At 70.2% G+C, this 13,677-nt stretch carries 13 protein-coding genes; 3 read left to right on the forward strand and 10 right to left on the reverse strand.

Annotated features, from left to right (window positions below; all coding sequences use genetic code 11):
• The first annotated feature begins 6 nt into the window (after nt 1-6).
• Together OHA73_RS22785 and OHA73_RS22790 are read left to right on the forward strand one after the other, a co-directional pair.
• Nucleotides 7-726, forward strand: coding sequence for an ABC transporter permease (locus OHA73_RS22785; RefSeq protein ID WP_327655966.1), 720 nt, complete (start codon nt 7-9; stop codon nt 724-726).
• Between the two features lie 130 nt (nt 727-856).
• Nucleotides 857-1,099, forward strand: coding sequence for an SGM_3592 family protein (locus tag OHA73_RS22790; RefSeq protein WP_266712092.1), 243 nt, complete (start codon nt 857-859; stop codon nt 1,097-1,099).
• Between the two features lie 326 nt (nt 1,100-1,425).
• Here the strand turns inward: OHA73_RS22790 and OHA73_RS22795 are convergent, their stop codons facing one another.
• The 9 genes from OHA73_RS22795 to OHA73_RS22835 all read right to left on the reverse strand — a co-directional run bounded on the left by OHA73_RS22795 (nt 1,426) and on the right by OHA73_RS22835 (nt 11,404).
• Nucleotides 1,426-2,250, reverse strand: coding sequence for an HAD family hydrolase (locus tag OHA73_RS22795; protein WP_266712119.1), 825 nt, complete (start codon nt 2,248-2,250; stop codon nt 1,426-1,428).
• Between the two features lie 51 nt (nt 2,251-2,301).
• Nucleotides 2,302-3,573: a serine--tRNA ligase gene (serS, locus tag OHA73_RS22800; RefSeq protein ID WP_327655967.1), complete on the reverse strand. Its 1,272-nt coding sequence runs from the start codon at nt 3,571-3,573 to the stop codon at nt 2,302-2,304.
• Between the two features lie 643 nt (nt 3,574-4,216).
• Entirely contained in the window at nt 4,217-5,152 is a 936-nt protein-coding gene (pheA, locus tag OHA73_RS22805) for a prephenate dehydratase (protein WP_266712123.1), read from the reverse strand.
• Between the two features lie 86 nt (nt 5,153-5,238).
• Nucleotides 5,239-6,531: an iron uptake transporter deferrochelatase/peroxidase subunit gene (gene efeB / locus OHA73_RS22810; RefSeq protein ID WP_327655968.1), complete on the reverse strand. Its 1,293-nt coding sequence runs from the start codon at nt 6,529-6,531 to the stop codon at nt 5,239-5,241.
• An 8-nt stretch (nt 6,532-6,539) separates the two neighbouring features.
• The gene (locus OHA73_RS22815; RefSeq protein WP_327655969.1) at nt 6,540-8,474 is read right to left on the reverse strand and encodes a copper resistance CopC/CopD family protein; all 1,935 of its coding nucleotides are present in this window, start codon (nt 8,472-8,474) and stop codon (nt 6,540-6,542) included.
• A gap of 16 nt (nt 8,475-8,490) precedes the next feature.
• A complete protein-coding gene (locus tag OHA73_RS22820) occupies nt 8,491-8,955 on the reverse strand; it encodes a copper chaperone PCu(A)C (RefSeq protein WP_327655970.1) in 465 nt (154 codons plus the stop codon).
• Nucleotides 8,952-9,635 (reverse strand): SCO family protein, encoded by a 684-nt coding sequence (locus tag OHA73_RS22825; RefSeq protein ID WP_327655971.1) that lies wholly within the window; start codon nt 9,633-9,635, stop codon nt 8,952-8,954. The genes OHA73_RS22820 and OHA73_RS22825 overlap by 4 nt, the downstream gene beginning before the upstream one ends.
• 78 nt (nt 9,636-9,713) lie before the next feature.
• On the reverse strand, nt 9,714-10,454 hold the full coding sequence (locus OHA73_RS22830) for a YcnI family copper-binding membrane protein (protein ID WP_327655972.1): 741 nt from the start codon (nt 10,452-10,454) through the stop codon (nt 9,714-9,716).
• Between the two features lie 158 nt (nt 10,455-10,612).
• Entirely contained in the window at nt 10,613-11,404 is a 792-nt protein-coding gene (locus OHA73_RS22835; protein WP_267069842.1) for a hypothetical protein, read from the reverse strand.
• A 191-nt stretch (nt 11,405-11,595) separates the two neighbouring features.
• Here OHA73_RS22835 and OHA73_RS22840 point away from each other — a divergent pair, with 191 nt between their 5' ends.
• Nucleotides 11,596-12,054, forward strand: a complete 459-nt coding sequence (locus OHA73_RS22840) for an ATP-binding protein (RefSeq protein WP_266712137.1) — start codon at nt 11,596-11,598, stop codon at nt 12,052-12,054.
• A 73-nt stretch (nt 12,055-12,127) separates the two neighbouring features.
• Here the strand turns inward: OHA73_RS22840 and OHA73_RS22845 are convergent, their stop codons facing one another.
• Nucleotides 12,128-13,582 carry an aminopeptidase P family protein gene (locus tag OHA73_RS22845; RefSeq protein WP_327655973.1) on the reverse strand — a complete coding sequence of 485 codons (1,455 nt, stop codon included), beginning with the start codon at nt 13,580-13,582 and terminating at the stop codon, nt 12,128-12,130.
• Nucleotides 13,583-13,677: the final 95 nt, after the last annotated feature.

A 13,677-nucleotide genomic window follows, 5' to 3' on the forward strand; every position in this document is an offset into this window, starting at 1 on the left:
GCCCTGATGTACGACCCCACTGTCGCCCGACTCACCTACCGGGCCCTGCTCGGCAGGCGCCGGGCCCTCATTCTCTTCGCGCTGCCCGTGCTGCTGATCGTGATCGCCGCGCTCGTGCGCGGGCTCACGGGGGCAGACGACCAGACCGCGTCCGACCTCCTCGGCGGCTTCGCGCTCGCCACGATGGTGCCGCTGATCGGTGTCATCGCGGGGACCGGAGCCATCGGCCCGGAGATCGACGACGGCTCCGTGGTCTACCTGCTCTCGAAGCCGCTCAAGCGGCCCACGATCATCTTCACCAAGCTCATCGTGGCGATCGGCGTGACCATGGTGTTCTCCGCCGTCCCGACGCTCATCGCGGGCCTCATCCTGAACGGGAACGGGCAGCAGATCGCCGTCGCCTACACGATCGCGGCTCTCGTCGCCTCCATCGCGTACGCGGCGATCTTCCTGCTGCTCGGAACGGTCACCCGGCACGCGGTCGTCTTCGGCCTCGTCTACGCCCTCGTATGGGAGGCCCTGTTCGGGTCCCTGGTCTCCGGGGCGCGCACGCTCAGCGTGCAGCAGTGGTCGCTCGCGGTCGCCCAGAAGGTGGCCGGCGGCGACCTCGTCACCTCGGACGTGGGGCTGCCGCTCGCGACGGTGCTCCTGGTGGTGGTGACGGTTCTGGCGACCTGGTACGCCGGGCAGAAGCTGCGGACCCTGAAGCTGGCCGGTGAGGAGTAGGACCCGGCCGCCGCACGGGCTCCGGGTCGGTTCTTGATGCCGATTTCACCCTCCCACCAGGACACTGGTGGGAGGGTGCGCCGTTCGGCAGGCGCCCCGATGAAGACCCGGAGTACCCGGAGGACCCGCGATGGCACACGAACCGAACCGCGAGGGGGACCGGCCCGGTCAGGGCGACGACACCTGGGACGACGTCGTCCTGGACACCGACTTCATACGTGCCGCCGAGACGACCGAACCGTCGGCGCGGGCCCGCATGCTCGCCGAGCGGTGGCGAAAGGGTGGGCCCGAGCCCCAGCCGTGGCGCTCGGACGAGCCGCCCGCGGGGTGGTTCTTCAGCAAGGCGCGGCGGCGCAGGCGGCGCCGCCGGTGAGCCGGTGGGCGTCGGCGATGAATTCGGTGGCGTCGAACTCCGCCGCGCGGCACAGTAGTTGTGTCAGTGCGCCGACCGTGGCGCTCAAGGACCGGGAGAGGAGCGCGGCGATGTCCTTCAACGGTCCGTCGAGCTCCCGGCAGGGCGGCCCGAGGCAGGCTCCGGAGTAGTCATTGCACTCCGTCGAGCCGCGCCCAGGGTGTCGCCCGGGGCGGCCGCTTCGAGCGCGTGTCCTTCTTCCGTGACACGCGGGCCGCCCACCCTTTGCATCGAGGGCCGACCCCGGTACAGCCGGGGCCGGCCCTCGATGCGACATCACAAACCGCTCAGCCGAGCAACCGCTCCAGCACCACCGCGATGCCATCGTCCTCGTTCGACGACGTCACCTCGTTGGCCACCGTCTTGAGCTCCTCGTGGGCGTTCGACATGGCCACGCCGTGGGACGCCCAGCCGAACATCGGGATGTCGTTGGGCATGTCGCCGAAGGCGATCGTGTCAACGGCCTTCGCGCCCAGGCGGCGGGCCGCAAGGGAGAGCCCCGTGGCCTTGGAGAGGCCGAGCGGGAGCAGCTCCACGATGCCCTCGCCCGCCATCGTGACCCCCACCAGGCCGCCGGCGACGGTACGCGCGACCTCCGCCAGCTGGTCGTCGGTCAGGCCCGGATGCTGGACGTACACCTTGTTGAGCGGCTGTGCCCACAGCTCCGCGAGCTCCGTGAACGGGACGACCGGGAGCGGGCCCTCCTGCACCTCGTAGCCGGGGCCGACGATGACCTCGCCCTCGAGGCCGTCGCGGCTCGCGGCGAGCGCCAGCGGGCCGAGCTCGGCCTCGATCTTGGCGAGCGCGAGCCCCGCCAGCTGTCGGTCGAGCGTCACCGAGGTGAGCAGCCGGTGCTCCCCCGCGTGGTAGACCTGCGCGCCCTGGCCGCACACCGCGAGCCCCTCGTAGCCGAGGTCGTCGAGGATGTGGCGGGTCCAGGGCACGGCCCTGCCGGTCACGATGATGTGCGCGGCGCCCGCCGCGGTGGCCGCGGTGAGCGCGTCACGCGTGCGCTCGGAGACCGTGTCGTCGGAACGCAGCAGCGTTCCGTCGAGATCGGTCGCCACGAGCTTGTACGGAAAGGCAGGGGCGAGGGGAGCGGGGTGGCTCACTTGGCGTTCGGCTCCAGGCTGGGCAGGCTGCGCAGGCCGGTCAGGCTGCGATTACTTGGGGTCCAGGGTGGTGCGTCCCCCAAGGTAGGGCCGCAGCATCTCCGGAACCCGCACCGAGCCGTCGGCCTGCTGGTGATTCTCCAGGATCGCGACGATCGTGCGCGGGACGGCGCACAGCGTGCCGTTCAGCGTCGCGAGCGGCTGGACCTTCTTGCCGTCGCGCATCCGGATCGACAGGCGGCGCGCCTGGAATCCGTCGCAGTTCGAGGCCGAGGTCAGCTCGCGGTACTTGCCCTGCGTCGGGATCCACGCCTCGCAGTCGAACTTGCGCGAGGCCGAGGCGCCGAGGTCACCGGTGGCGACGTCGATCACCTGGAAGGGCAGCTCGAGGCCGGTCAGCCACTGCTTCTCCCACTCCAGGAGCCGCTGGTGCTCGTTCTCCGCGTCCTCCGGGGCGACGTACGAGAACATCTCGACCTTGTTGAACTGGTGGACGCGGAAGATGCCGCGGGTGTCCTTGCCGTACGTGCCGGCCTCGCGGCGGTAGGACGGCGAGAAGCCGGCGTAGCGCAGCGGCAGCTGGGAGCCGTCGACGATCTCGTCCATGTGGTACGCGGCGAGCGGGACCTCGGAGGTGCCGACCAGGTAGTAGTCGTCCTTCTCCAGGTGGTACACGTTCTCCGCGGCCTGGCCGAGGAAGCCGGTGCCCTCCATGGCGCGCGGGCGCACCAGGGACGGGGTCAGCATCGGCGTGAAGTCGGCCTCGGTGGCCTGCGCGATCGCCGCGTTGACCAGGGCGAGCTCGAGCAGCGCGCCGACGCCGGTCATGTAGTAGAAGCGCGAGCCGGAGACCTTCGCGCCGCGCTCGACGTCGATGGCGCCGAGCGCCTCGCCGAGCTCCAGGTGGTCCTTGGGCTCGAAGCCCTCGGCGCCGAAGTCGCGGATCGTGCCGTGCGTCTCCAGGACGACGAAGTCCTCCTCGCCGCCGCGCGGGACGTCGGGGTGCACGATGTTGCCCAGCTGGAGCGCCAGGCGCTGCGTCTCTTCCTCGGCCTCGCGCTGCTCGGCCTCTGCGGCCTTGACGGCGGCGGAGAGCTCGCCCGTCTTCTTCAGCAGCTCCTGGCGCTCCTCGGGGGAGGCCTTGGGGATCAGCTTGCCGAGCGACTTCTGCTCGGAACGGAGTTCGTCGAAGCGGAGCCCGGACGACCTGCGCCGCTCGTCGGCGGACAGGACGGAGTCGACGAGCGCGACGTCCTCTCCACGGGCGCGCTGGGAGGCGCGAACACGGTCGGGGTCCTCACGGAGCAGGCGAAGGTCAATCACCCCTCAAGGTTACCGTTGCCCGCTTCCGGCCCACGACCCGATATCCGTTGCACTCCCTTATGCCCTATTTGCCGGAATGTGAATTGAGGGTGGAGCGCGGCTGGAAAAGATCCACACGAGGCCCCGTCGGGCGTGTCAAGGAAAACTGCCACTTTCCCTTGAGAGGGGCAGACGCGGCACTTCACCTTGACCCGATCCCCTTGCCGTGGGCGGGACTTGGGGGCCCGCTATCCACAGTGATGCACAGGCCAGAAAAGTTATCCACAGGCTGTGAAAGTGATCTGTGGATGCCGGAAGAGATCATTCCGAAAGCCACATGCGTAACGAAGAATTCCCCTCTCAAACCGCTCGCAAGCTCACTTTCGGGTGGAAATGCTTCACTCCAAAGAGTTGATCACGGCAAATGCATGGACGAAGGGTGACCTGCCGGGCTGTGGACGCATCTGGGGGCTGTGGGCCGATTTGTCGACCAACCACCACCTTCCTGTCGACTTGTCCCCAGGTCGAGAAGACGCCCTGTGGATAACTTCTGTGGATGAAGAAAATCCGCTGGTAGGACCGGGTGTCCAGGCAAAAAGGAGCCGGATCCGGCGGTGGACAACCCGGATCCGGCAGTGGATTACGGCCGGCTAGGGCCGATGCGCTAGAACCGGCCGTCCTGGCAGCGCGCCAGCCAGTCCGACGCCGCCACGAACTCGCCGTCCGAGGTTCCCGAGCGCAGCGGGCGCACGTCCTCGACGGCGACCCCGGCCCGCGGGTACGAGCCGAGGAAGCGCACCTCCGGGCAGGCCCGCTTCAGCCCCATCAACGCCTCGGCCACCCGGCGGTCCGCGATGTGCCCCTCCGCGTCGATCGCGAAGCAGTAGTCGCCGATGCCCGTGCCGGTGGGCCGGGACTGCAGCAGCACCAGGTTGACCCCGCGGATGGCGAACTCTTGGAGCAGCTCCATCAGCCCACCGGGGTGGTCCTCGCGCTGCCAGATGACGACCGAGGTCTTGTCCGCGCCGGTGGGCGCCGCGGGCCGGGCCGGCCTGCCGACCAGGACGAAGCGCGTCTGCGCGTTCTCCGCGTCGTGGATCTCGGTGACCAGTGGCACGAGCCCGTACTTCTCGGCCGCGAACTCGCCGGCGAACGCGGCGTCGTAGCGCCCCTCCTGTACGAGACGCGCGCCGTCGGCGTTCGACGCCGCGGACTCCCAGATCACGTCCTCGGCCAGGTTGGCCTTCATCCACTTGCGCACCTGCGGCTGGGCGGCCGGGTGCGCGGTGACCGTCTTGATGTCGGAGATCGCGGTGCCGGGGCGGACGAGCAGCGCGAAGGTGATGTCGAGCAGCACCTCGCGGTAGATCATCAGCGGCTCGCCGGCGACCAGCTCGTCGAGGGTCGTGGTGATGCCGCCCTCGACGGAGTTCTCGATCGGCACGAACGCGGCCTCGGCCTTGCCACTGCGGACGGCGTCGAGCGCCGCGGGCACGGACACCACGGGGACGAGTTCCCGGGTGGCCGTCTCCGGGAGCGTGCGCAGGGCGACTTCGGTGAAGGTGCCCTCGGGGCCGAGATACACGTAGCTGGCTGGCATGGGCTCACCCTAATGCGCCCTACGAGGCAGGGCTCACGGATGCGTCACGGGCCACCTCGCCCGGCGACGGCCCCACCCGGACCCGCTCACCCCTCCAGCAACGCCTGCCCCACATAGCCGCCCTTCTCGGCGCCGCCGGGCACCGCGAAGAGCCCGCTCGCCTCGTGCCGGATGAACTTCGACAGGGCGTCGCCGCGGTCGAGCTTGCGCTGCACCGGCACGAAGCCGCGCAGCGGATCCGCCTGCCAGCAGATGAAGAGCAGGCCGGCGTCCGGGGTGCCGTCCTTGTCGTAGCCGTCGTGGTACGAGAACGGGCGGCGCAGCAGCGCGGATCCGCCGTTCTGGTCGGGCCGGGTGATGCGGGCGTGCGCGTTGAGCGGGATGACGAGGTCGCCGCTGGCGTCCGTCTTCTCCAGGTCCGGCTCGGTGGTCTCCTTGCCGCCGGTCAGCGGGGCGCCGCTGGACTTCTTGCGCCCGATGACGTGCTCCTGCGCCGTCGTCGACAGCTTCTCCCAGTCGTCGAGGAGCATCCGGATGCGGCGTACGACGACGTACGAGCCGCCTCCCATCCATGCGGGGGACTGCGTGGAGCCCGAACCCGGCACGAAGATCCGCTTGTTGAAGTCGGCCTCGGACGGCTTGGGGTTGTTGGTGCCGTCGACCTGGCCCATCAGATTGCGGACCGTCATCGGGTGGGCGGTGGCGCCCGGCGAGCGGTTGAAGCCGTTCATCTGCCAGCGCAGCCTGGCCACGCCGCCCGCGTCCTTCTGGATCGCGCGCAGCGCGTGGAAGGCGACGAGCGGGTCGTTCGCGCCGATCTGCACCCACAGGTCGCCGTTGCTGCGCGCCTTGTCGAGGTGGTCGGAGTAGAAGTCCGGCAGCGGGTCGAGGGCGCCGGGGCGCTGCTTCTCGAGTCCCGTACGGGAGAAGAAGCTGTGGCCGAAGCCGAAGGTGACCGTCAGCGACGAGGGGCCCGCGTCCCGGGCCACATCCGTGTCGTCCGAGGCCGAGGGCTCGCCCGCCATCAACCGCTCGGCCGTCGCCGACCAGCGGCGCAGTAGGGCCGCGGCCTCCTTGCGCCCTGCACTCGCGGCCAGGTCGAACGCGACGAGGTGCCCACTGGACTGCATCGCGGTGGTGATGCCGGGCTGATGTTTCCCGTGAAACATCACCTCGTCCGCCCCGATCGAGGTCAACGCGGCCTGCTGCTCGGGGGAGTTCGAGGACGCCACGGCGTACCCCGCGCCCGCACCGACGGCGCCGAGGGCGACGCCGGTGGCACCCGCTGTCCCGATGAGGCGGCGCCGCGAGATGCCCGCGGCCCCCGGGGAGGACTCGGTACTGCTCTTGGAGTCAGCCGTGTCAGTCGTGTCAGCCATGGGGCGGGTCAGCCGATCTTCGCGTTCTTGTTGATGGTGATCTGGTCGATGTCCGACGTACGCACGGTCAGCGCGACCTTCCAGTCGCCCGCCACGGGGATCTGCACACCGCTCGCCGTCCAGTGTCCCGTGGCGATGTGATCGGGCACGACGGGCAGCGGCCCGATCTTCTTCGCCTCTTGGGTGAGAGCGAGCTTCACCTCGGGGACGTCGAAGGCCTTGCCGTTCGGCCGCTCTATGTAGAGGTGCATTTCGTTGTTGCCGGTGCGTCCGGGGTCCATCTCCAGGAGGGCGGTGCCCTTGCCGTCCGCGCCTCCGGTGTCGAACGGAATCTTCAGGGAGAGCGGTCCGGTCTGCGCCTGCGCGGCCGAGGTGGCGGACTTGGCCTCCTCCTCCGTGCGGCCCGGCTCGGTGGACGTCAGCACGGTGGTGACCGCGAGCAGGACGACCGCGATGCCCGCCTCGACGAGCACCGAGCGGCGAAGACCGAAGCGGTGCGGATCGGCGTCGCGCACCCGCTTCTCGCGTGCGCTCGCCATCGCGGCGCGCTGCCGGGCGAGTTGGGCGGCGCGCTCGGGGGTCGCGCCCTTCCCGCCGGCGGCGGCCACGGAGACCGGCTCCTTCTCCTCGGACACCTCGGACGCCTGCTCCTGGGCCACAGGTGCGGCGGCCACGGTCTCGGTGAGCCGCGCCGTCCACTTCCGGGAGATCCAGGCGACGCCAACGAGTACGGCGACGAGCCCGACCTTCACCATCAGCAGCTGCCCGTACGCCGTCCCGGTCAGCGCCGACCAGGAGCCGACCTGGCGCCACGACTGGTAGAGCCCGGTGGCGACGAGGACGAGGACGCTGCAGAAGGCGACCCGGGAGAAGCGGCGCACGGCCGAGCCCTCGATCGTCGGCACCCGGTACAGGGCGACGAGCAGCGTGGTCAGTCCGCCGAGCCAGGCGGCGACGGCCAGCAGGTGCAGCACGTCGACGGGCATCGCCAGGGCCGCCTGGATACCGGTCGAGGCGTGCTCGGCCATGGCCCAGGTGGCGGCGAGCCCGGCCGCGACGACGGCGCCGCCGACGGAGAGCCCGAAGGTCAGATCGTTCCGCTCCTTGGCCTTGGCGTCCCGACCGTCCTTCCCTTCCTCGCCGCCCTCTCCGTCCTCCTCGTTCTTCTTCGCGTACGCCCCGAAGAGCACGGCGATGAACAGGGCCGCCGCCGCGAGCAGCAGCAGTCGGGAGGTGAGCGCGGCGCCGGTCTTCGTCTGCAGGACCTGGCCGAGCAGCGACATGTCGAAGACGTCGCCGAGCTTCCCGGACCCGGTGTACGAGCCGCGCAGCAGCAGCATGGCCAGGGTGGCGGCGGTGAGCGCGGTCCAGGCGCCGACCACGACGCGCTGCACCGGCTTGCTGCCCGCGCCGCGCCGCCAGCAGCCGAGCACGAACGCGGCGCCGCCCACGAGCAGTGCGAAGCCCGCGTACGAGACGTAGCGTGCGATGCCGTAGATCACGCCGACGACGCCACCGCCGGCGTTCTGGTCGGCCACCACCGCGGTCGTCTTGGAGGGCGCGCCGATGGAGAAGGTGTAGGCGCCGGCGACGGGGTGGCTGTCGGCGGAGACGACCTGGTAGGCGACGGTGAACGTGCCGTCGGGCAGGCCCGAGTGCACTCCCACCGTGTAGGTCGTGCCGCCGGAGTGGGCGACCTTGCCGTCGTCGACGCGCTTGCCCGCGGGGTCGAGGACGCGGACCGCGCCGTCGGAGATCGCGACGCTCTCGGAGAAGGTGAGCGACACCTTCTTCGGCGCCGTGTCGACCACCGCTCCCTGCTTGGGGTCGCTCCCGGTCAGCGCGGCGTGCGCGGACGCGGGGGCGGCGCCGGCCAGGAGTGCGCCGGTGACGGCGAGGAAGAGCAGCACCAGCTGCCAGGTGCGGGGAGCGATGGTCTTCACGTACGAGTCAGCCCCTTCAGTGTGAAGCGTGCGACGGGTTGTAGGTGGCGGCCTTCACCGGGAACGAGACAGTGACGGTCCCGGACTTGGTGAAGTGCAGCTGCACCGACACCTTGTCGCCCTCCGCGGGCTTGCGCTTCAGGTTCTCGAACATGAGGTGGTTGCCGCCGCGTTCGAAGTCGAGTTCGCCGTTCGCGGGCACGGCGAAGGACTTCTGCTCCTTCATCACACCGCCCTTGGTGCTGTGCAGGGTGACCTTCTGGGAAATATCGCTGCTCACGGACGTGAGGGTGTCGGCGGCACCCTTGTTGTGCACGGTGAAGAACCCGGCCGCCATGTCGCCGGAAGCGGGCGCGGGCATGAACGCGCCCTCGACCTTCACGTCGGGCTTGTCGGCGGCATCGGAGCCGGAGCCGCAGGCGGTCAGGGCGAGCCCCGCCGCGAGCGTCAGGGCGCCGAGGACGAGGGGCGTGCGCCTCACGGCTTCTCCCCCTTGACGATCTTGGGGAGGTCCTTGGTGTAGTCGTCGACGGTGGCGTCCTCGCCGTACAGCACGTAACCGGCGTCGTTCTTCGGCGAGAAGGCGATCACCTGCGTGCCGTGCATCGACACGAGCTTGCCCTTCTTGTCCTTCTGCGTCGGCTCGATCGAGATGCCGAGCGTCCGGGCGCTGCCCTGGATGGTGGCGAAGTCGCCGGTCAGGCCGATGAAGTCGGGGTCCTGCGCCTTGAGCCACTTGCCGAGGACGGACGGGGTGTCGCGGTCCGGGTCGGTGGTGACGAAGACGACCTGGAGCTTGTCCTGCTCGGACTTGGGCAGCGACTTCTTGGCGACGGCGATGTTGCTCATCGTCAGCGGGCAGACGTCGGGGCAGTGCGTGTAGCCGAAGTAGATCAGCGTCGGCTTGTTCTTGGTCTGCTCGCGCAGGTCGAACTTCTTGCCGTGGGTGTCGGTGAGGACCAGATCCGGCTTCTTGAACGGCTTGTCGAGGACCGTCGCGGCCTTCTTCGCGCCGGTGTCGGAGGACACCTCGGCGACCGGCTTGCCGCTGTCGTCGCCGCTGCCGCAGGCGGACAGGGCGAAGGTCGCGACGGTGACGAGCCCGACCGCGGCCAGCAGGCTCTTCCTGTTGAACGTCGTGTTCTTGCGGGGGTTGCGCATAGAAAAATGTCCCAGATGTGAGGTGGCCGGCGGGTGCCGGGGTCGCCCACCGCGACCCCGGCACCCACCGAGAGTGGCTCAGCTGTTGGTACGCCGACGGCCCGCCATGACGCCGAACGCCACACCGGCGGCGCCGACGACGATGCCGACGATGCCGAGGGCGCGGGCGGTGGTGTCGCTGCTGGAACCGCCGGAGTCCGTGGTCGCGGCGGCGGTCTCCTTCTCGGCGCCGTCGTCGGAGGCGCCCGAGGCACCGTGACCGTCGTCCTTGGCGGCCGAGAGTTCAAGGGTGGGCGCCGGGTTCTCCGGCTCCTCCTGGCCCTTCTGCTGCGGCTCGATCCAGCGCACGACCTCCTTGTTGTCGTACGTCTGGATCGCCTTGAAGACGAGCTGGTCGGAGTCGGTCGGCAGCTGGCCGATGGACACCGGGAACTTCTGGAAGTAGCCGGGCTGCACGCCCTTGTCCTTGCCGGAACCGGTCGCGGTCCAGGTGACCTTGGAGACGGCCTCGGTGATCTTCTCGCCGTGCATCTCCATCGGCTTGTCGAGCTTCGTCTTGGTGACGTCGGCCTTCCAGCCCGGCACCGGCTCGGGCATCACCGAGGCGAGCGGGTGCTCGGTCGGGAAGTTGACCTCGAGCTTGGTGGTCGCGGCGTCGTCGCGCTCGTTGGGCACCTTGAAGTCGACGACGGCGTAGTCGCCCTTGGCGGCCTCACCCTCCGGCTGCACGCTCACGTGCGCGAAGGCGGGGGCGGACACGAGGACGACGGAGGAGACGGCGGCGGCACCGACGAGAGCGGCGCGGGACATCTTCTTCATGACAGGGAGAACTCCACGTTCAGCGGGATCCGTACTTCGGAAGGGAAGCTGGCGCGACCGCGAAACACCGCACTACGTAGGCGGCGAAAAGCAGGTACGCGCGCGTGCCAACGGCACGACTCATCCCCACGCAGTACGCGGTGGAGCATGCGTGCCGTTCAGGCAGCGAGAAGGAACGTGTCGGCCGCGGGTGGCCCGCGCCGGCTCACGGAGTGCTGAAGTGCCGCCGCCCGCAGGGCCGGTGGTTCGGGGAACCCGGCACGAGCGGCGGGCGCCGGGGCAGGTGCACACCTGAGCCCGGCCCTGAGGACGCGTACGAGGCCGAGGGCGGCCCGCAGCGAACGGATGGGCGCCGCATGGGCGACGCCCTGCGCGGAGAGCCGCGAGAGCCGCACGACGCGGCTCAGGGCGAGGTCTCCGTGGCGCAGCAGCCAGCCTGCGCCGGCCGCGGCGAGCAGGTGCCCGAGAAGCATCGGCAGCGACGGCAGCAGCGACATCGCGGAGCCGGTCGCGCCCGCCATGTGGTGTGCATCGCCGGACGGCACGCGCGCGTGGTCGAGGATCCGCTGGGCCTGTGCCGGGCTGAGCGTCGACGCGCCCGCCCCGCACATGAGCCGCGCGGCCCGCTCGACCGCCGAGGGTTCGCCCGACGCGCCGGTCATGGTCATGGTGTGCTGCTGGCCGAGGCCGAAGAGGCTGTGCAGCGCGATCTGCCCGGCCCCCAGCGTGGCGGCGATGCCCGGCAGCGACCGCTCGCGGCCCGCCAGCGGCAGGGCCACACAGAAGACGGCGAGGAAGCCGAGCGACAGCGTCCACAGCGGGACGGTGGCCGTCGAACCGAGGACGTGCCCCGCCGCGGACAGCATGACGCAGACCGCGGCGAACACCGCGGCCCTGAGCAGCCGGAGATCGGCTGCGCTGCGCGCCTGGCGCTCGTGGGGGGCAGACATGGCGGCCTCATCATCGCACTGGCTTCACACGCTCCATACAGCAGGTCCGCAAGGTCCCAAATCTCCCGTACACCGCCGAACCCCGTATGCGCGTCCGCCGTATGGGCGTCATCACGTCAACTGCGCGATTGCGCGGGGCCGGTGGTGGCAATACGTATCGGTATGTCGAGTCGTTGCCGGGAGGCGGGGGCATGAGCATCTGGTGGTCCTTCCAACTACGGCGCAATGCCGCGAGCGTGCCGCTCGCCCGGCGCCTCCTCATGGGCACCATGGAGACCGCGGGCGTCGACCCCGACATCTCCTACGACCTGTCGGTCGCGCTCAGCGAGGCGTGTGCGAACGCCGTGGAGCACGGCGGCGCGGCGACGAGCGAGGCGACGGACGCGTTTCGGGTCACCGCGTACCTGGACGGCGAGATGTGCCGCATCGAAGTGGCCGACACCGGACCCGGCTTCACCGCCACGGGTGGCCGCGCGGCGGTGTCCGTCCGCCCGGCGCCCGACTACGCGGAGCACGGCCGCGGCCTGTGTCTGATCCAGGAACTCGCCGACCATGTGCACTTCGTGAACAGACCCGGCAAGGGCGGCGCCGTGGTCAGCTTCGACAAGATCCTCAAGTGGCGGGAGGACGCACCGCTGATGGCGGTGTGAACGCGAAAAGGCGGCGCTTACGTAGCGAAAAGGCCGCGCCTACGTAGGCGCGGCCTTTCCTTCATGTGAGGTGTCAGCCCTTCAGGCGGGCCATCCACGCCTCGACCTCGTCGGCCTTGCGAGGCAGACCGGCCGACAGGTTCTTGTTGCCGTCCTCGGTGACGAGGATGTCGTCCTCGATACGGACGCCGATGCCGCGGTACTCCTCCGGCACGGTCAGGTCGTCGGCCTGGAAGTACAGACCGGGCTCGACCGTGAGCACCATGCCGGGCTCCAGCGTGCCGTTCACGTACGACTCGGTGCGCGCGACCGCGCAGTCGTGGACGTCCATGCCGAGCATGTGACCGGTGCCGTGCAGGGTCCAGCGGCGCTGCAGGCCCAGCTCCAGGACGCGCTCGACCGGGCCCTCGACCAGGCCCCACTCGACGAGCTTCGCGGCGAGCACACGCTGCGCGGCGTCGTGGAAGTCCCGGAACTTGCCGCCCGGCTTGACGGCCGCGATACCGGCCTCCTGGGCCTCGTACACGGCGTCGTAGATCTTGCGCTGGAGCTCGTTGTACGTGCCGTTGATCGGCAGCGTGCGCGTGACGTCGGCGGTGTAGTACGTGTGCGTCTCCACGCCCGCGTCGAGCAGCAGCAGGTCGCCGGAGCGGACCGCGCCGTCGTTGCGGACCCAGTGCAGCGTGCAGGCGTGCGGGCCCGCGGCGCAGATGGAGCCGTAGCCGATGTCGTTGCCCTCCACGCGTGCGCGGAGGAAGAACGTGCCCTCGATGTAGCGCTCGGAGGTGGCCTCGGCCTTGTCGAGCACCTTCACGACGTCCTCGAAGCCGCGCACGGTCGAGTCGACCGCCTTCTGCAGCTCGCCGATCTCGAACGCGTCCTTCACGACGCGCGCCTCGGAGAGGAAGACCTTCAGCTCGTCGTCGCGCTCGGCGGTGACCTTGTCGGTCAGGGCGGCCTCGACGCCGGCGTCGTAGCCGCGCACGACGCGCACCGGGCCGGTGGCCTCGGCCAGCTTGTCGGTCAGCTCGCGCACGTCGGAGGCGGGGATGCCGTAGTGCTTCTCGGCCTCGGTCAGGGAGTGCCGGCGGCCCACCCACAGCTCGCCCTGGCCGTCGAGCCAGAACTCGCCGTTCTCGCGGTCGGAGCGCGGCAGCAGGTAGAGCGTGGCGTCGTACCCACCGGCCTTCGGCTCCATGACGAGGACGCCGTCCTCCGTCTGGTTGCCGGTCAGGTAGGCGTACTCGACCGAGGCGCGAAAGGCGTACTCCGTGTCGTTCGAGCGGGTCTTGAGGTTGCCCGCGGGCACCACGAGGCGCTCGCCCGGGAAGCGGGCGGACAGGGCGGCACGGCGGGCGGCGGTCTCGGCGGCCTGCGCGATCGGCCGCAGGTCGTGCAGCTCGGTGTCGGCCCAGCCGGACTTCATGTTCTCGGCGAGCTCGTCGGACACGCCCGGGTAGAGGCCGTTCTTGCGCTGCTTGATGGGCTCTTCGGCCTCCGGGGCCTCCGGGTTGAGCTCCTCCGACACAGTTCCTCCTCGACACGGCGGCCCGGTGAAATGCCCTGGATACGGCAGTGGACCCCCTCCATCGTACGAGCGTGAGGAAGGGGGTCCAGGGCCGG

It is taken from the genome of Streptomyces sp. NBC_00483 (assembly GCF_036013745.1).
GTDB lineage: Bacteria > Actinomycetota > Actinomycetes > Streptomycetales > Streptomycetaceae > Streptomyces.

Coding starts and splice junctions, on each gene's coding strand:
- OHA73_RS22785 (WP_327655966.1), top strand. CDS start 7: ATGTACGACCCCACTGTCGCCCGACTCACCTACCGGGCCCTGCTCGGC.
- OHA73_RS22830 (WP_327655972.1), bottom strand. CDS start 10,454: ATGAAGAAGATGTCCCGCGCCGCTCTCGTCGGTGCCGCCGCCGTCTCC.
- OHA73_RS22790 (WP_266712092.1), top strand. CDS start 857: ATGGCACACGAACCGAACCGCGAGGGGGACCGGCCCGGTCAGGGCGAC.
- pheA (WP_266712123.1), bottom strand. CDS start 5,152: ATGCCAGCCAGCTACGTGTATCTCGGCCCCGAGGGCACCTTCACCGAA.
- efeB (WP_327655968.1), bottom strand. CDS start 6,531: ATGGCTGACACGACTGACACGGCTGACTCCAAGAGCAGTACCGAGTCC.
- OHA73_RS22835 (WP_267069842.1), bottom strand. CDS start 11,404: ATGTCTGCCCCCCACGAGCGCCAGGCGCGCAGCGCAGCCGATCTCCGG.
- OHA73_RS22825 (WP_327655971.1), bottom strand. CDS start 9,635: ATGCGCAACCCCCGCAAGAACACGACGTTCAACAGGAAGAGCCTGCTG.
- OHA73_RS22840 (WP_266712137.1), top strand. CDS start 11,596: ATGAGCATCTGGTGGTCCTTCCAACTACGGCGCAATGCCGCGAGCGTG.